At 51.9% G+C, this 19,022-nt stretch carries 10 protein-coding genes and 1 pseudogene; 9 read left to right on the top strand and 2 right to left on the bottom strand.

Features of this window, described 5'->3' with window-relative positions; all coding sequences use genetic code 11:
- Positions 1-72 precede the first annotated feature (72 nt).
- The 9 genes and pseudogenes from ACFVS2_RS15060 to pyrH form a co-directional block, all read left to right on the top strand.
- Complete coding sequence (locus ACFVS2_RS15060; RefSeq protein ID WP_390235135.1) at positions 73-1,314, top strand: exonuclease SbcCD subunit D; 1,242 nt, start codon at positions 73-75, stop codon at positions 1,312-1,314.
- Positions 1,311-4,961 carry an AAA family ATPase gene (locus tag ACFVS2_RS15055; RefSeq protein ID WP_390235132.1) on the top strand — a complete coding sequence of 1,217 codons (3,651 nt, stop codon included), beginning with the start codon at positions 1,311-1,313 and terminating at the stop codon, positions 4,959-4,961. Before ACFVS2_RS15060 ends, ACFVS2_RS15055 begins: the two co-directional genes overlap by 4 nt.
- A 15-nt stretch (positions 4,962-4,976) precedes the next feature.
- Complete coding sequence (gene addB / locus ACFVS2_RS15050; protein WP_390235130.1) at positions 4,977-8,474, top strand: helicase-exonuclease AddAB subunit AddB; 3,498 nt, start codon at positions 4,977-4,979, stop codon at positions 8,472-8,474.
- Positions 8,443-12,270, top strand: coding sequence for a helicase-exonuclease AddAB subunit AddA (gene addA, locus ACFVS2_RS15045; protein ID WP_390235127.1), 3,828 nt, complete (start codon positions 8,443-8,445; stop codon positions 12,268-12,270). Before addB ends, addA begins: the two co-directional genes overlap by 32 nt.
- A 567-nt stretch (positions 12,271-12,837) precedes the next feature.
- Positions 12,838-13,305, top strand: coding sequence for a DinB family protein (locus ACFVS2_RS15040; RefSeq protein WP_390235125.1), 468 nt, complete (start codon positions 12,838-12,840; stop codon positions 13,303-13,305).
- A gap of 117 nt (positions 13,306-13,422) precedes the next feature.
- The gene (bcaP, locus tag ACFVS2_RS15035) at positions 13,423-14,844 is read left to right on the top strand and encodes a branched-chain amino acid transporter BcaP (RefSeq protein WP_390235486.1); all 1,422 of its coding nucleotides are present in this window, start codon (positions 13,423-13,425) and stop codon (positions 14,842-14,844) included.
- Between the two features lie 118 nt (positions 14,845-14,962).
- Positions 14,963-15,481, top strand: a complete 519-nt coding sequence (locus ACFVS2_RS15030) for a ribonuclease FAU-1 family protein (protein ID WP_390235122.1) — start codon at positions 14,963-14,965, stop codon at positions 15,479-15,481.
- A gap of 241 nt (positions 15,482-15,722) precedes the next feature.
- Positions 15,723-16,664 (top strand): Ig-like domain-containing domain, encoded by a 942-nt coding sequence (locus tag ACFVS2_RS15025; protein WP_390235119.1) that lies wholly within the window; start codon positions 15,723-15,725, stop codon positions 16,662-16,664.
- A 162-nt stretch (positions 16,665-16,826) separates the two neighbouring features.
- A pseudogene (gene pyrH / locus ACFVS2_RS15020) lies at positions 16,827-16,973 on the top strand (UMP kinase); the annotation flags it as partial.
- A gap of 58 nt (positions 16,974-17,031) precedes the next feature.
- Here pyrH and ACFVS2_RS15015 read toward each other — a convergent pair.
- Together ACFVS2_RS15015 and ACFVS2_RS15010 are read right to left on the bottom strand one after the other, a co-directional pair.
- Positions 17,032-18,579, bottom strand: coding sequence for an MFS transporter (locus ACFVS2_RS15015; protein ID WP_390235117.1), 1,548 nt, complete (start codon positions 18,577-18,579; stop codon positions 17,032-17,034).
- On the bottom strand, positions 18,576-19,016 hold the full coding sequence (locus tag ACFVS2_RS15010) for an SRPBCC family protein (RefSeq protein ID WP_173616677.1): 441 nt from the start codon (positions 19,014-19,016) through the stop codon (positions 18,576-18,578). The genes ACFVS2_RS15015 and ACFVS2_RS15010 overlap by 4 nt, the downstream gene beginning before the upstream one ends.
- Positions 19,017-19,022: the final 6 nt, after the last annotated feature.

Here is a 19,022-nt window from a genome sequence, read left to right as displayed (position 1 = left end):
TTCAACCGCGAACAGCGCTGTCTTTTGTTACAATGAAAAGCAAACACATGATCGTGGAGAGTGATAGGAGTTATGCGGATATTACATACAGCCGACTGGCATTTCGGGCGGCAGCTGGAAGGGCGGGACCGCCGGATTGAGCAAGCAGCATTTGTGGACGAGCTTTGTCACATAGCTGATGAGCGGGAAGTAGATTTGGTACTCATTGCTGGGGATGTGTATGATTCGGTCAATCCGCCTGCTTGGGCGGAAGAGCTTTTTTATGATGCATTGGAGCGCTTGTCTTCGGAAGGCAGGCGTGGTGTTGTCGTGATCGCGGGGAACCATGACCAGCCTGAGCGGGTGCGAGCAGCAGCGCCGCTTGCCACAAAGCACGGGATCGTTTTGTTGGGCTTGCCGAAGGAAGCACCATTACTGACACAGGAGTCATCTTCTGATCGCGTGCAAATTGTGCAGGGAGGCCCTTCTTGGCTGGAAATGAAGATTCCCGGCTGCGCTGCGAATGCAGTAATTTTGGCCTTGCCTTATCCTTCTGAATCGCGATTAAAGGAGCTATTAAGCGAAAGCTTTACCCTGGAGCAGATGCAGCTTGCTTTTTCCGAGCGCATTGCACAATTGCTTGCTGATCTGTCTGTTCATTTTCGCGAGGATACGGTTAACCTGGTCACGAGTCACTTGTTTGTCATGGGCGGTAAGGAAACGGATTCCGAGCGACCGATTCAAATTGGGGGAGCGTTGACTGTATCGCCGCAGGCTTTTCCGAAGAACGCTGATTATGTGGCACTCGGCCATCTCCATCGACTGCAAAAGCTCAGTGACAAGCCGTTGGTGCGTTACAGTGGCTCGCCGATTTCGTACAGCTTTTCTGAAGCAGGTCAGAGCAAGGCAGTCGTACTGGTCGAGGTGGAGCCAGGGCAAGAAGTGCGTGAGGAGATCATTTATTTGACGAGCGCACGGCCATTGGCACGGTGGAAAGCAACGGAGGGAATCGAGCAAGTCGAGCGCTGGTTGGCAGAGGGACGCGATGCAGGGGCGTGGATTGACTTGGAGCTGCACGTATCTGGCGTGATCGACCCAGCAGAATTTCAGCGTGTCCGCAAGCTTTCGGATGATTTCTTGAAAATACAGCGTGTTGTTGTGAGGGAAGAGCGTGAGGAGGAAGAGGAACAGCGGGTCGAGCTGACAGAGCTGACGTCCGATCAATTGTTCAAGCGCTTCTATGAACGGAGACGGGGAGCAGAGCCGGATGAGCAGCTGGTGGCCTTGTTCCAGCGTCTATTGGCAGAAACCGGAGGAGAGGGGGAAGAAGAGTGAGACCGATACGATTGAAGCTGGCAGGGATGCACAGCTATCGAGAAATGCAAGAGGTCGATTTCGAAATGCTATGTCAGGCGGGATTGTTTGGGATATTCGGCCCGACTGGAAGCGGGAAATCGACGATCTTGGACGCGATCACCCTAGCGTTGTACGGGCAGGTCGTCCGGCTGGGCGGGGGTAACCACCCGAAAGAAGTGCTAAACCAGCTGGAGCAGCGCGTTTTCGTTTCCTTTACCTTTGAGCTGGGGACTGGCGAAGAGCGCAAGCAATATACAGTGGAACGAGAATTTGGTCTGGATAAAAAGGGGAACAAGCGACAGCCGGAAGTGAGGCTGATTCAGTCGGGAGCCTTGACCGGAGAGCCGGATGTCGTATTGGAGTCCAAAGCCACGTCCGCGACAGCCGCGATTGAGGCACTGATTGGTCTCACTTTGCAGGACTTTACCCGGGCGGTCGTTTTGCCACAGGGTCAATTTTCCCGCTTCTTGACGCTGAAGGGCAGTGAGCGCAATGAGATGCTGCAACGGATGTTCCGCCTACATATTTATGGGGAAAAGCTGAGTGAGCGCGTACGACACGCGTTGGAGCAGGTCAAGGAACAGATGCATCGTTTGCAACTGGCGAGTGCAGCTCTGGGTGACGCAGGTCCAGAAGCCTTGGAGCTGGCGAGACAAACGTGGGAGGAAGCTGCGCAAAAAGAGCAGGAATTCACCCAGCAAAAACAGGAGCTGGCCGGGAAGCTTAAAGAGCTGGAACAGCTTAACCAGTGGCATCAGGAGCTAATGCAAGTCCAGGCGCAACTACAGCAGCAGGAAGCAAATGAAGCGGAAATGGCATCCCTAACCGCGAAGATTCGTGAATGGGAGTCGAGTATTCGACTGTGGCCATTAGTCCAGCAATATGAGCGTTTGGATCAGGAATGGCATGCGACTGGTGCGGCATTGGAACGCAGCCGCGAACAGCAGGAGAGTGCTCGTTTGGCCGTAGATGAGGCAGAGCAAGCGTATCAGAAGGTCCATGCCGAGTTGGCTGAACAGGAGCCGTTACTGATTCAGCAAAAGGGTAGGCTGGTACAGGCGCAGGAGTGGGAAGAGGAGCTAAAGGCGATCCGGGAAGAGTGGACAGGTCTGGAGCGAGAGTGGAATGAAGTGTCAGTCGCCTTGACTAACACAGAACAACAGCTGGAAAAGGATGAAGCCGACTTAAAAAACTGGGAGCTTGCGTGGGCGGATCTGCAAGAACAGATGAAGCAGGTCACCATCTCTCCTGAATGGCGTGCACAAATAGCAGCAGCCAGAGAAGCGAAGCAGCAGTGGGAGCGGGACCATGCCAAGGTACGTGAGCTGGAAAAAGAACAACTCGCAGTACAGGAGCACATTCAGGAGGCAACCCATACTGCCGATGAGCACAAGCGCAGCTGGGAAGCGTGTGCGAACCGCTTGGCACAAAAAAGAGAAGAGCTGGCAGCACCAGCTGACTCGGCTTTGATGAGCGAAGCAGAATGGGAGAAAGCAAGAAATGTACTGGCAGACATGAAGCAGGTAGGTCGCCAGTGGCGGGAAGTATTGCAGGCTTTCTCATCCTGGCAGGAGAAGTCTCAACACATCGTCCAGGAGCGCAAGCAATTGGATGAGCGCAATCAAGAGCTGACTCGGGCAGTAGAGGCAAGCGAAGCACTTGTGAGGAGTCAGCTGGCCCAACGAGATGAGCTGCGCCAAGAATGGGAACGCTGGCAGCAGGAAAACATGGCGCGATTTTTGCGCGAACGTTTAGAGGAAGGCAAGGAGTGTCCGGTATGTGGTTCCGAACACCACCCACACGGCCACCAGAACGATACAAAAGCGACTGATGCGGGAACGGAGGGGGATGCCCTGCGTGCCCGAATCAAAGCGTCAGAAGAGGCTTTGCGTGCGGCTGAACAAGAAGCAGGTAAGACCAAGGAAGCCTGGTTGGCAGCAAAGGGAGCGATTGCTGCTTTTGATGAGCGCCTAGCAAGCGTAAAGGCTGAACAGGAACAGCTGGAAGCGCGCTTGGAAGCGATAAAGGCAGAGTGTCGCGGCTACGAACAGCCTTGGATCGTGGATTCTTTTGAAGAGCTTCTCGCTGTCTATCAGCGCGAGGAAAAAGAACTGATCGCCAAGCAAGCGGAAAGAGAGCGACTTAAAGCAGAGCGTGAGCAATTGCAGCAGCAGTTGGAGGTCTTGCGTGAGGAAGAAGCGGAAAAGAAACGCTTGATGGAGCGGAGCACGCTGTTGCTCGAGCAGGCACAGAAGGCAATCGATGAGAATAAAGCGCGTATGGACGCTGCTTTCACGCAAGAAAAGCACTCCAGAGAAGAGCTGGACGAGAAGCGTAATGAGCTTCCCATCGAGGAAATCGAACAGCGGTACGAGGAAATCGGAAAATCAGATCGCCGTTTGGCAGAACTGCAGCAGGTACGATCAGAGAAAGAAACACTGCGTGGAAAGCTGACGATGCAGGTAGAAGCCGCCAAGTCGCGTAAGGTAGAGGGCAAATCACGGGAAGCGGCTCTGAAGGAAAAGCTTGAAGATAGAAAGCGCATGTGGGAACAAAAGCATGCCCAATGGCTGGAGCGCACAGGAGGACTTACTGCGCAGGAGTGTTTGATGCGGGTAGAGGATTCTCTCCTCGGTTTGCGTCAGGCAGTCACGCTGGCAGAGACAAAGCGCAAAGAAACAGCCGAAGCGCGGGAAACGGTGCAAAACAATCTGGTCAAGTATTCGGAGACACTAGCCATCCTCACACGGCAACGCACGGAAGCTCACGAGACCTTGTACAAGGGCTTGCAGGAAACAGGTCTCGGTACTGTTGAGTATGTACGGGAGCGGTACGCAGAGCGCGAGCAATTGCCAAAGGCACAGGAACAAGTCGAGGCTTACACGCGAATCGCAGGGCAGCTTCGTTACGAGGAAGAAAGGCTGAAGCAAGCAGTAGCAGGCCGTTCGTTTACGCAGGAAGAGCTCACCACTGCAAAAGAGGCGTGGGATCAATGGGAGCAAGCCTTCCAGGAGGCGCAAAAGCAAGTCGCTGTCGCTAAAGAGCACGTGGATCGCATGGAAAAAAATCATGACAAATGGCAAGAGCTTCATAAAGAGATGGTACAGCAGCAGGATGAGCAGAGCCGCTTGGAAGAGTTGAAAAAGTTGTTCGAAGCCAAGGCGTTTGTCCAGTTCATTGCGGAGGAAAAACTGGTAACAATCGCAAGAGACGCTTCCTATCACCTAAAACGGATGACCGCCAACCGTTACGGGCTGGAAATCGGGGACGAGGGCGAATTTGTTTTGCGGGATGAGGGAGCTGGAGGAATGCGCCGTCCAGTAAGCACATTGTCTGGTGGGGAAACATTCCTGACCTCCTTGTCGCTGGCTCTTGCCCTGTCGATGGAGATTCAAATGCGTGGCGGGCGCCTGGAGTTTTTCTTCTTGGACGAAGGCTTTGGGACACTCGATCCGGAGCTTTTAGAAGTCGTTATGGATGCGCTTGAGCGACTGCGCATGGACGATTTCACCATCGGGGTCATTAGCCACGTCCCGGAAATACGTGTGCGCATGCCGCGTCGTCTGGTCGTGACACCTGCAGAACCGATGGGAAAAGGAAGCATGCTGCATCTGGAAATGGAGTAGGGAAGGGGAAAAATCATGGCAGTCCAATTTATACTGGGACGGGCAGGAACGGGGAAGACAGAATCGATTCATCGGCAGATGCAAGCCCGGCTGCGGGAAAAGCCGTTGGGTTCGCCTATGATTCTGCTCGTGCCGGAACAGGCCAGCTTTCAGGAAGAGTATGCGCTTGCTACACTGCCAGAGCTAGGCGGTGTGATGGGGACACAAGTGCTCAGCTTCGGTCGATTGGCTCACAGGCTCATGCAGGAGCTGGGCGATCTGACTACCGTGCCTGTTGACGATCTGGGTAAGCATATGGTTTTGCGTATGCTTTTGGAGCGGCACAAAGAAGAGCTGAACGTATTCGGGCGCTCGGCGACACAGCCTGGGTTTGCTTCTCAGCTCGGTCGCTTGATTAGCGAGTGCAAATCGTACGGGGTATCCTTCTCCCATTCCGAGAATCTGGAGTGGGGAGGAGCCAATCTCAATCAAAAAATACATGACCTTCGCTTGATTATGAATGCGTACGAGGCTTACTTGTCAGAGGGGTATTGTGATGCGGACGACATCCTGAACCGAGTGGCCACGATGGTGCGTGATTCCCTGTACATCAAGCAGGCTGAAATATTTATCGATGGCTTTACCGGGTTTACGAATCAAGAGCTGCGCTTGATCGAGCAGTTGATGCAGCACGCCAAGCAGGTGACGATTGCGCTGACACTTGACCCGAATGAACGTGACGCCTCTGTGGATGAACTGGGGTTGTTCCACCCTACGCTACGAACGTATCAAGCCTTGACACTGATGGCGCGTGAATCGGGTGTATCAATCGCCAAGCCGCTTTTATTGACCGAGGCGCAGCGATTCAAGAGCAGTCCATGGCTGCGTCAAGTCGAACAAGTATATTTCCAATGGGGAGACCCGCTGCTCCCGGATCAGCCCGGACGTGCGGACGAAGTGACGATGCTCTCAGCAGTGAACAGGCGGGCGGAGGTAGAGGCTGTGGCGCTGAAGCTCCTGACTCTGTCGAGAGAAGAAGGGTATCGCTGGAAGGACATGGCGATTTTGCTTCGGGAAATTGGGACGTACGCTGATGAGATTTCGGCTGTGTTTACCGAATACGGCATCCCGCACTTCTTGGACCAGAAGCGCTCCGTCATGCACCATCCCTTGGTAGAGCTGGTGCGCTCGGCATTGGAGGTCATTGTTACAAGGTGGCGATACGACGCTGTATTCCGCTGCTTGAAAACAGACCTGCTCCTGCTGGATATTACCGATGAGCATACAGCCCGGAAGGAAATCGACCGACTCGAAAACTACGTGCTGGCTCATGGTGTCTTTGGCTATCAATGGGCAGAAGAGTCCGCGTGGCATTTCCGTGGGCAAGCTGGTGCTGAGGAAGACGCGAAAATCGATGAGTTGAGACGCAAATACGCAGCGCCGCTCCTGTCCTTTGAAAAAGAGATGAAGCAAGCAACGGGCAAAAACGTACAGGAAATGACCCTTGCCCTGTACAACCTTCTGATCGCGCTGGATGTGCCTAACAAGCTGGAGCATTGGCAGCGAAAGGCAGAAAATGACGGTGATCTCGATGCGGCACAGGTGCACGGACAAGTATGGACGGGATTGATCGAGCTGATGGATCAGGTCGTGGAGGTCATGGGCGACGAGAGCATGGACCTGGCGACATTTGCCCGTGTGCTCGACAGCGGTCTGGAGACGATTGAATTGGGACTCGTTCCCCCGGCACTGGATCAGGTGCTGATCGGGGCCATGGAGCGCTCCCGTCAACCGGATGTCAAAGCTCTGTTTTTGCTTGGCGTAAACGAGGGCATTATTCCGTTGCGTCCAAAAGAAGAAGGGATTCTGGATGAGGCGGAACGTGAGCGCCTGGCTGAAATGGGCATGTCTCTGGCACCGAGTGCGAAGCAACGGCTGATGGCAGAGCCTTACCTGCTGTACCAGGCGATGACGAGACCATCGGAGAGGCTGATCCTGAGCTGTGCTTTAGCGGATGAAGAGGGCAAGGCACTGCTGCCCTCCTCCGTGTTTACCCGCATCCGGGAAGTGCTGCCGGATATCCCGCATCAGGTGTTTTACAACGAACCGACGGGGCAGCACGAGATAGATGCATTCCTGCTCGGACATCCGAGGCGTGTGTTCCGCCATCTTTTGACGCTATTGCGATCTATGAAGAAAACGGGTGAGCTGCCAGACTTCTGGTGGGAGGTATACGACTGGTATATTCGCGCTTCTCCCGATGTCAAACGGGAGCAGTGGCTGTTGTCCGGCTTGCGCTACTTTAATCGGCCGCAGGAGCTGGACTTGGAAACAAGCACGACCTTGTATGGCAAACAACTAAAAATGAGCGTGTCACGTCTGGAGCGGTTCCAGTCATGTCCGTTCTCGCATTTCTCTTCCCACGGTCTCAGATTGGCGGAGAGAACGATGTACAAGCTGGAGCGTTTCGATGTGGGGGAGCTGTTCCACGCTTCACTCAAGCGAGCCGTTGAAAAAATGAACGAAGACAATCTGGAGTGGAGCAAGCTGACGGAAGACAATAGCATGCAGCTTGCAAACGTGGTTGTAGAAGAACTGGTTCCAGCGACTCGCAGCAGCATTTTGACGCGGACAGCCCGGTATCGTTATTTGTCCGGCAAGCTGAAGCGAGCAGTCGGCCGCGCGATTTATGTCCTTGGGGAGCATGCGAAGCGCAGCCGTTTTGCACCAGTAGGGCTGGAGGTTTCGTTTGGGCCGAATTCAGATTTGCCGGGATTGGCTTTAACGCTTGAAAATGGCGTGGAGCTTCAGCTAATCGGACGGATTGACCGCGTTGACCAATCACTGGATAGTGAGGTCCCGTATTTGCGTGTGATTGACTACAAGTCCAGTCCCAAGCAGCTGTCTCTCTCCGATGTTTGGAATGGCCTGAACTTGCAACTGCTCGTCTATCTGGATGTCGTCGTGGCAAATGCCGAGGAATGGCTGGGGAAAAAGGCCGAAATGGGAGGCGTTTTCTACTATCAGGTAGCCGATCCTTTTGTGACGGCAAAACGCTTGCTAACGGCTGACGAAGCGGCAAAGGAGCGGGCAAAGCGCTTGCGTATGAAAGGCTTGATGCTCGCAGACCCAGAGCTGGCACGAATGATGGATGGCTATGTAGAGCAAGGTGCGTCAGAGCTGGTGCCATTTGAAATCAAAAAGGACGGAACGCTTTCGTCGCGATCATCTGTGGCAACAACCGAGCAGTTCCAAGCCTTGACCTCCTATGTTCGCGATACCGTGAAGCAAATCAGTACGCGCATGACCAACGGGGAAATCCAGATCGAACCGTACACAAATGGGACGATGACCGCTTGCGATTACTGTTCGTACAAGCCAGTATGCAAGTTCGATGGAGATGCAGGCGGGAATGAGCACCGACAGCTTGCCAAGTGGAACAACAAGCAAATATGGAGCATGCTGGCAGAGCAGCAGATGGCAGGAGAAGGAGGAATGACCGATGGCGGATCAGCAATTGCAGGCCAAGCCTGAGCAATGGACGGACGAGCAATGGCAAGCGATTATCCAGCGCGGGAATAATCTCCTGGTGGCAGCGGCGGCAGGCTCTGGGAAAACCTCAGTCCTGGTTGAGCGGATTATCCGACGTATCATGGACGAGAAGGACCCGGTTGGAGTCGATCAGCTGTTGGTGGTGACCTTTACCAATGCGGCAGCCGCTGAGATGCGTCACCGGATTGGCGATGCCTTGCGAAAGGCATTGAAAGATGACCCGCACTCTTCCCACCTGCGTCGACAACTGGCACTGCTCCAGCGGGCGACGATTACGACACTTCACTCGTTTTGCTTGGGAATTTTGCGCCAGTATTACTATCTGATTGAACTCGATCCTGATTTTCGCATTGCCGATCAGATGGAAGGGGAGCTTTTGCGGCAGGATGTCTTGGAGGAACAGCTGGAGAGCTGGTATGAGAATGACGTGGATTTTCATGCATTAGCTGATGTGATGCTGGATGGTCAGGACGATCATGCCCTTACCATACTACTACTCCGGCTCTATGAGTTTTCGCGCAGTCATCCAGCACCAGAACAATGGCTCGGGGAAGCGGCTGGTAAGTTTGTGGTTCATGATAAAAACGGTCTGGACGGGCTGGAGTGGACCAGAAGCGTGCTGCGTTCTGTGGAGCTGGCACTCGGTGGAATGACGGCTAAGATGCGCAGGTCAGTTCTATTGGCAGGCTCCCCGGAAGGGCCTGCTGGCTATTTGCCTTTGCTTGAGGCGGAAGCAGCTGCCCTGCACCGTGCTGGAGCGGCTTGCAGAGATGGCTGGGAAGCGACCGTCGAAGCGGTTCGAGGTGTTGTATTTGCCAAGCTGCCTCCAGTGAAAGGCACAGATCCGCTTGTGAAGGAGCAGGTGCAGGACCTGCGAAACAGCGTGAAAAAGGAACTGGCAGAGCAAATCGAGCAATACTTTTCTACGAGAGCCGAGCAGTACGTAGCTGATTTGCAGCGGATTGCTCCTCACATGCAGACATTGGCCAGGCTGGTGACAGCATTTTCGGATGCATTTCAATTGGAGAAGCGCTCGCGTGGCTTGGTCGACTTTGGCGACTTGGAGCATCTTGCATTGCGCGTTCTAACCGAAACGAATGAGCACGGGGAGACTGTTCCTTCTTCTATCTCCACTCAATTGCGTGAACAGTTCGCTGAAGTGCTGGTAGACGAATATCAGGATATCAACCTCGTGCAGGAGACAATCTTGCAAATGGTTTCCCGAGACGGAGCGAATGGTCAGCCACCGAATCGCTTCATGGTGGGGGATGTGAAGCAGAGTATTTATCGGTTCCGCTTGGCAGAACCGAAGCTGTTTCTCGAAAAATATGTGACCTATCAAAAAGATGGTGATGCTGACGAAGCGTGCATCGGTCGGCGTATCGATCTGGCGGCGAACTTCCGCAGTAGAAGGGAAGTCGTAGATGCCGTTAACTTTTTGTTTCGTCAGATCATGTCTCACGAGGTAGGTGAGATTGGTTATGATCCATCGGCGGAGCTGATCAACCGTGCGTCTTATCCTGAAGCACAGCCGAACCGTTTGCAGGCAGAGATGCATCTGATCGACCGGAATACAGCGATAGCGGAAGAAGGTCAGGCGGTAGTTGCAGAGGCGACAGATGAGGGCGAAGCAGGTATTCCCGAGGGAGAGTCCGCAGAGGAAGCGAGTGTAGCACAGCTGGAATCACGTTTAATCGCCAGCCGTATTCGCCGCTGGATGGAGCCAGGCGAGGGAGAAGAACCACTGCTCGTTTTCGATAAAAAGGCTGGAGGAATGCGCCCGCTGGCCTATCGAGATATCGTTATTTTACTTCGTGCGACCTCCGGCTGGGGGCAGACGATGCAAGAGGAGCTGCACGCTGCAGGAATTCCTGTGTATGCGGAGCAGACTGCGGGTTATTTCGCGGCGACTGAGGTAGAAACGATGCTCTCCTTGCTGCGTGTCATTGATAACCCGCTCCAAGATATTCCATTAGCAGCTGTATTGCGGTCTCCTATCGTCGGTTTGCGGGAGGAGCAACTTGCTCAAATCCGCATTCATTACACGACAGGGCCGTTTCACCAAGCCGTACTCCAATATGCTGAGGAACGCCCGGCCCAAGAGCCGTGGGAGAAAAGGCTGCGACAGTTTTTTGTCCGATTGGAACTATGGCGGACTGAGGCTCGCAGAGGTGCTTTAGCGGAGCTGCTGACGATGCTGTACCGGGAGACGGGCTATCTCGATTATGTGGCGGCTTTGGAAAACGGTCAGCAGCGACAGGCCAACTTGCGTGCGCTCTATGATCGTGCGAGACAATACGAAGCTGGCTCCTATCGTGGTTTGTTCCGCTTTTTGCGCTTTGTCGACCGTCTGCAAGAAGCAGGCAATGATATGGGCGAAGCACGAACCATCGGAGAAAATGAGGATGTCGTACGCATCATGACGATCCACAAAAGTAAGGGGCTGGAGTTCCCGGTTGTTTTTGTGGCGGGTATGGGCAAGCAGTTTAATACGATGGATTTGAAAAGCCAGTTTTTGCTGCATAAAGATCTGGGCTTTGGCCCGATGGCTGTTGAGCCCTCCATGCAGCTGCGCTATCCGAGTCTGGCTGCGCTAGGCATCCGGCAAAAGCTGCGCCGGGATATGCTGGCAGAGGAAATGCGTGTGCTTTATGTGGCTTTGACGCGTGCACGCGAGAAGCTCATTCTTGTCGGTTCATCCAAGGATCTCGCAAAAAGTGCGATGGACTGGGGCAGACAGGATGACAGCGAGCGGCTTAGTGACGAAGACTTGATTCAGGCAAAGGGATACCTGGACTGGGTAGGGCGTGCGATGCTGCGACATCCTGGTGCAGGATTGCTGCGGGCATATCCAGAGCAACAAGGCTCAGGTGAAGTCGTAAGAGTCAGAAGTGTGCCGGATGATTCGGTTTGGTCGTTTCACTTCTATCAGGCCGATGAGCTCCGTGCCCAAGGAGAGTCAATTAACGACGAGGTGTCACTGTGGGAGCGCATGACCAGACGAGAGGCGATCGAGGAACGACCGTCTGATGACACTTTGCGAGAGATTATCGACAAGAGATTAGGGTGGCAGGACCCACATCCAATTGCGCCACGCGTAGCTGCGAAATGGAGTGTCAGCGAACTAAAGCGACATGCCAAAGTTAGCAAAGACGGACAGCCACTCACACTGCCGTCGATTACGGAAAAGCCAAAGTTTTTGTCTGAGCAAAAATCCAATCGACTGACAGCAGCTGAAAAAGGGACAATCACGCACTTAGTGTTCCAGCATCTCGATTTGAAGCGTCTGCTGGATGAAGCAGATATTCGGGAGCAGGTGACAGCACTCGCCGCTCACCGCTTTTTGACTGACGAGCAGGTACAGGCAGTAGATGTTCCCCAGATCGCCCGATTCTTCGCTGATCCTTTGGGGCAGCGAATGAAGACGGCGGCGGTCGTGCATCGTGAACTGCCATTTACCCTCGTGCTTCCTGCTTATGAAGTAGAAGCGGAGTTAGGTGAAGAGAGCGACGAACAGGTTGTCGTCCAAGGAGTCATTGATTGCCTGTTGGAGGAGCAGGATGGAAGCCTCGTCCTGATCGATTTCAAGACAGATTGGATGGCAAAAGAGGCAACTGCTGTAGCCATCGAAGAGATGAAGAGAAGATACGAAGGCCAGATCAGGCTATACGTCCGGGCGATCAAACAGATCATCAAGCCAAAAGGGAACGTGTCTAGTTATCTTTATTTACTCTCAGGTGGATTCTCTCTTTCGTTTTCGGATGAAAGCATAGATTAGTATGTTGGACCGTCAGGGTTAATAGCTCTGGCGGTCTTTTTGTTTATTAGAGCTGCTGTGGTGGGGGAAGAAGCGCATTTCCAGTCTTCGCTTCGGCCTACGCCCCGCAAGGAGGGATTCACTGTCCGCTCCGGAATAAATGGCGGGAGCGCTTCAAACGTAGAAGTTTCGAGGAGGTAGTCCATAAGTGAAGCTGAAATTCCCTGCCATTTTTTCCTACGCTCGGTTGGGCTCTAGAGGCGCTTGGACTGGAAATGCGCTTCTTCCTACGCGGCTTTGGCTAAAAGGCTCAAGAGCAGATTCATGGAAGCAACTCTGAATTGCCCCTCCAAGATGATCTAAAAGACGGAAGAGGATCAAAGCCATACGAAAGTACTGTCACATGTTTGGAAGGAGACTGCCCGAACAAAGAGAGGATACAGGCGACTGGAAAACATGTGGCAGGGCTTCACCCGACCACTACGCTTAGAAGACAACCACTAATGGTTGTACGGAATGGGAACGTATGTGCTATAATGAGTTAAAATTTTCCTAATCTACATAATCATCAAACAAAGGGTGAACGCAATGAAGATGTTTTTCCAGTATAACTGGCAGGTACGGGACGAGTGGATGGAATGGTGTAAGCAGCTTACACCGGAAGAATTGCTGCGCGAGCGTACCGGTGGGGCTGGCACGATTTTGTATACCTTGTTTCACATTGCTGACGTCGAGTATAGCTGGCTTCGAGGTGTACAGGGGAAGCCGGATATTCAGGTATCGTATGAAGATTACAAGTCTCTGGAAAAGGTAAAAGAACTATCAGATGCATGGCGCATAGAATTGCGTGATTTCATCGAGAATTGGTCAGCGGAGATGGAGAACGAATCAGTAAAGGTCGCCTGGGATGATGAAGTGTACACGAAGGGGGAGCTGCTTCGCCATGTCATCGCTCACGAGATTCATCACATGGGGCAGTTGTCTGTTTGGGCAAGAGAGCTCGGGATTACTCCTGTTTCTGCCAATGTCATTGGGCGCGGATTAACACGCAGGTAGCCCTGACAAAATCCGATCCAAGCTGCACACATGCATAATTTTCCTCCAAACGGATCATACTCCAACTGTTTTCAATCACGGTTAGAAGTGAATGACCCGCTTGGGAGGTCGCACATGATGTCATGGAAAAATCAATTGCTGAGGAAAAAGTCAATTGCGCAAATGCTGGAGCAGGTGGATAAAAACGAGAGCTCTCTCAAAAAGTCTTTAGGTGCTTTTGACCTGACGATGCTGGGCATCGGCGCGATCATGGGAACAGGGATTTTTGTGTTAACGGGCGTTGCCGCAGCCTTGCACGCTGGACCGGCACTTGTTTTGTCTTTTGTTATTTCGGCACTGGCCTGTGTGTTTGCCGCGCTCTGCTATGCGGAATTTGCTTCGACTGTTCCGGTGTCGGGAAGTGCTTATACATACAGCTATGCGGCATTTGGCGAATTTGTTGCGTGGATGATCGGGTGGGACTTGATTCTCGAATACGGAGTGGCTTGTGCTGCGGTGGCAAGCGGATGGTCGGGGTATGCTCAGGGATTGTTAGCCGGGTTTAACATCTACTTGCCGCATGCGCTCACGAGTGCGTTTGATGCATCAAAAGGAACGATCATCGATCTACCTGCGGTCCTCATCATTGTCATCATTACAGCTTTGTTGATGAAGGGAACGAGAGAGTCAGCCAGCTTGAATACCATCATGGTGTTGATAAAAATAGCGGTAGTTGTCCTGTTCCTCGTCGTTGGAGTCATGTATGTCAAACCGGAAAACTGGAGTCCATTCATGCCGTTTGGTTTTGCGGGTGTGGCGACTGGTGCCGCAACGGTGTTTTTTGCTTTTATCGGATTTGATGCGGTGTCCAGTGCGGCCGAAGAAGTGCGCAATCCCCAGCGCGACATGCCAATCGGGATCATCTCGTCCTTACTCGTCTGCACGATTTTGTATATTGCAGTCTCACTGACATTGACAGGGATTGTTCCGTACAAATTGTTAAATGTCAAAAATCCGGTCGCGTTTGCGCTCACCTATGTCAATCAGAACTGGGTAGCAGGTTTCATTTCGTTGGGAGCTATCGTCGGGATCACGACAGTTTTGTTAGTCATGATGTATGGACAGGCACGGTTGTTTTTTGCAATGAGTCGAGATGGCTTGCTCCCCGGGCTCTTCTCGCACGTACATCCCCGCACACAGGTTCCACAAAAGAGCACGCTCGTCGTGGCAGCATTGGTAGCAACCTTCGGTGGATTATTGCCCCTCTCTAGCTTGGCCCAGCTCACCAACATCGGAACGCTGTTTGCTTTTATTTTGGTCTCGATTGGGCTAGTAGTATTGCGCCGCACTCATCCCCAATTACCGCGGGCTTTTCGCGTCCCATTTGTTCCGCTTGTTCCCTTGCTCTCGGTTCTCTTTTGCGGATATCTCGTTTTCAACCTGCCTACGCTGACCAAGTTCGGTTTTCTCGGTTGGCTGTCGGTCGGAGCGACCGTCTATTTCCTATATGGGCGCAGACACAGTCGATTGGCAACAAAAGACGACTCCTCCCAAACATAAATGGCAGGTTAATCCGTTTAGGCATGTTCTTCGTGAGCATGTCTTTGTTTGCTATCTGACAAAGAAATCCAATTCATGGTAGAGTAAAAGCAACCAAAACGACGAGGGAGAGCAGGCTATGAAGCGAAAACGAGCAGATCGACCTGGTTGGAGACGTGTAAAGCGATTGGGCTACCAGCAAAAATGGGTAGAATCTTTATCTTTCTCTGGGTACACTGTCCGCCTGTCACTGGACGAAGTCAGTGAGCCTGCCTACATGCCTGTCGGGGACAAAACTCTGTGTGTGGGCGATAAAGGATATGTGTACATGCAATATTTTCCCCATGGTCAAGCTTATGCCGTTACGAAAATGATGGATGAGTTAGGGAATACCGTGCAATGGTATATCGATATTTGCAGGGGACATGGCAAGGATGAGAACGGGCATATCTGGTATGACGATTTGTACCTCGACATCGTGGTACTGCCGACAGGAGAAGTATACCTGCTCGATCAGGATGAGCTCGATGAGGCATTGAAAAAAGGCGTTATCACGAGCGAGGATCACCAGTTTGCCTCCGAGACCGCTGATCTTTTATTACGAAATATTTTGGCGGGCAAACGGGATGACTTTGACTTTCCGAATTTTTTTGCATAAGCATATGAAAGAACGAAGGCGGTTGTTGCTTTCGTTCTTTTTTTTGTCGACGTACCGCTTTTGGAGTGGAGACGGAGGCCCAGAGCTTGCTCCGAGTTTTCTAATTTAGGAAGGTCACGATGGATGAAAGAGATCCTAGTCCAAAATAACCATGTTTTTATTTCGTGTAAAAAACTGTATGTTACGCCTAAAAAATAAAATACGATTTTTATGAACAAACAAACCATTTAGGAGGAGAAGTATGAAGAGTATATTTCAAGCCTTACTCGCAGTAACACTCATGTTCAGTCTAACGCTAAACAGCAACAACGTATCAGCTAAATCGGAACAAGAAGAGCTTGGTGTACCGAAGCAGTTCCTTGATGATGAGCAGCTAGAGGGAATTGACGCGCAATTTAAAAGTGAATACCAACTCGATAGCACGTATATTTCCGACAACCTAATCAGTTATCCAAAACCTGGGGATGTGTTCGTAACAGTTTCTAATCCTATTATTGCGCAGACAGATGTTCCTACAAACATTCAACCTGCGCTAACATTCTCGATGCCAATTGCTTTTGACAATGATCCGTCAACGGTAGTATCTCTCTATAAGGTTGAAGGAAAATCACCAGTCAGCGGAAAATTGGAGATTAAAAATAACACAATCTATATTCGTCCTGACAAGACTTTGGAATCAAATACGAAATATGCGATCGAGATCGACAAAGGAGCAATTGTAAGTACCACTGATTCTACTAAATCGATCGATAAGTATTTATCTCAGTTTGTGACCAGCAACAACGAAGCGCCTATAGTAATCGATGTAAAGCCGTATGAAGAGGAAACAAAAGTGGATGTAAATGCGGTGATTACAATTCAGTATGATCGCAAAGTGAAAAGTGGAACAAACGAATTCCTATTAATGGATGAAAATGCTGCGGAGGTTCCTGCAACTTTTATCGTCAATAATGATACTGTAACGATCCAACCGAATGCACCTTTAAAAAATAATGCAGAGTACTACTTAGCGGTAGTCCAAGGAGCAGTTAAGGATACATCAGGGAATGAAAGCTATAAATATTTTTCCGCGTTTTCAACAGGCACCCCATCTAATGGAGGGTCCATTCCTGAGAATCCAGAACCAACTCTACCAGAACCAATTGATCTAGAATTAGGTGACATTTCAACAGAGTTTGAGTAGAAGAAATCAGTGAAGAGTGAAATTCAAGGGTGAAATGTAAAGATAGAAGGGTTGTTTCTATTCCAGAGACGGCCTTTTTTCATTCATTACTGAATCCAATTTCCCCTCCCTACGGCTTTTTTGTTTACAATCGTTACAGGGATGTTTGACTAGGTTTGAAAGGTAGTCAGAAGGGATTTGCGTGTCATGGATCAGGCCGCAATGATTTTGGCCAGAGACCACCAATTACTGCTACACGTGTTAAACTTTGACCAGCCGGGAGCCATAGCGCAGATTTGTCGTGGGGAGCAGGTAGGAGACAGATCCTGATAAAAGAGACAACGGTAGCCTAGGACAAGAAAATAAAGTCCTAGACTGCCGCGGATCATTACATCTCACCTGGCGTTTTCTGCCCGATGGGGGGGATATGCCGAAGCTTGATCACGGTGAGTATGGCGATAGCGATCATGAGCCCGCCGCTAACGGCCACAACAGCATGCATGCCGTCTGTAAATGCTATCTGGGCGCCATGAAGAAGTGTTGAACCAATTGGTTCGGGTAATGCTTTAGCTGCCGAGACTGCCCCAGCCAGACTTTCGCGGGAGGCTCCGGCTGTTAACATCGTAACATCTCTCGGGATGAAGCTGGCAATTTGAGTGCGGTACACGTATGTTCCGATGCTGCCTAATACAGCGATACCAAGTGCGAATGCGAATTCACCGCTCGTTTGCAGCAAGGACGCTGCCGAACCCGCTTTCGCAGGTGGGGCCGAGCCGATAATTAGATCGCTGGATAAGCTCGCAAACGGGGCTACTCCCACATTAAAAAAGATATAACCGACGATCAGGGTAGAGAGTCCGGTTCCCGCGCCTACCTGGGACAGTAGAATACAACCAGTCGCCGAGACGGCAAGGCCTGCCCCGATAAGGAGTGACGGTCGAACCCGCCGAGCGATGATCGGCGACAACAACATGCCTGCCATCGACGCAACCACTCCCGGAAGCATGCACATCGCTGCCGCAAGCGGCGATAGTCCTTCCACGAATTGAAGATGCTGTGCGATGAAGAGCATGGAAGCGCCTGTCAAAGTGATCCCGAACAAGCCGCCCAGTGCTGTGCTGAAGGAGGGGTTTGCGAATAGGCGCAAATCCATTAGCGGACTGTCCAACCGTTGCTGCCGTCTTACGAATAACGTCCCACAAACAACTCCTGCCGCGATGGCAATGAGCGGCAAGATCTGTAGACCTTGCTTAGCGATTTCCTTTAGGCCGTATATTGCCGGTAGAATGGTGCACATCGACAGCATGACGCTAGTCATATCCAAATGACCAGGTGCGGGATCCCGATATTCAGGCAGAAGATGGGATGCAGTCAACAACAGCAGCGCCATGACTGGAACGCCGAGTAGAAAAATCGAACCCCATGAAAAATGCTCCAGCATCATCCCGCCGACTACTGGGCCAAGCGCCATGCCTCCCATCGAGCACATGAACCATATGCCTATGGCGAGGGAGCGCTGCTTATGATCACGGAACATATTGCTGATTAAAGCCAGGGACGAAGGCGATACCGTCGCCCCGGCTATGCCGAGCAGCGCCCGTGCTGCAATCAGCATGCCAGAGGTGCTGGAGTAAGCGGCCAACACCGAAGCCGAACCGAATGCCGCTGCGCCGAACATCAGCAGCTTTCGGCGGCCGAGTCGATCTCCGAGCGAGCCCATCGTGATCAGAAACCCCGAGAGCATGAAGCCGTATATGTCCATGATCCAGAGCTGTTCTGTACTGTCAGCGCCGATAGAGAGGCTTATGTGAGGAAGTGCGAGAATCATGACGGACAAGTCTATCGTAACGAGCAGTGCAGGCAATGAAAGCACGGCAAGTCCAATCCATTCGTTCAAACCGGCTCGTTTACTCGATTCAAACGCAACAGCTTTCATTGGGCGTCCAGAACCTCTCCGAGCCGATCCAACATCACCTTTGTTCCGTGCTCACGCTGTTCAGGCGTATCGAGACCATCCAGAAAAACGCCCTGCTCGGTATAGATCAAGCGCGTACCGCCGTCTACGGAATCGAATTCCACCGTCGTCACGGAGACAGACATCCGCTTGTCCTCCATGTCCAGCGTGTATGAGTATACAATTCGCCTATTCTGAACGATTTCCTGATAGCAGGCATCGAATGTGTAAACGGGTCCCCCAGGCGGACCACCGCGATTGAATTCGCGGCCGCCGACGCGGAAGTCGAACTCGTCGGCTTTAGGAAACCAACTAGCTTTGGCTGCTTGACCCGCCCATGCAGCGAATACATGGGCAGGGGAATGCTTATAGTTCCTTTCGATGACAAATGTGGAATGTTTGGCTGATCTTTCACTCACAGTTGA

The organism is Brevibacillus sp. NPDC058079 (genome assembly GCF_042885155.1).
Taxonomy (GTDB): Bacteria; Bacillota; Bacilli; order Brevibacillales; family Brevibacillaceae; genus Brevibacillus.
Note: the sequence above shows the minus strand (reverse complement) of the source record. Positions and strands in the feature narration are given on the sequence as shown.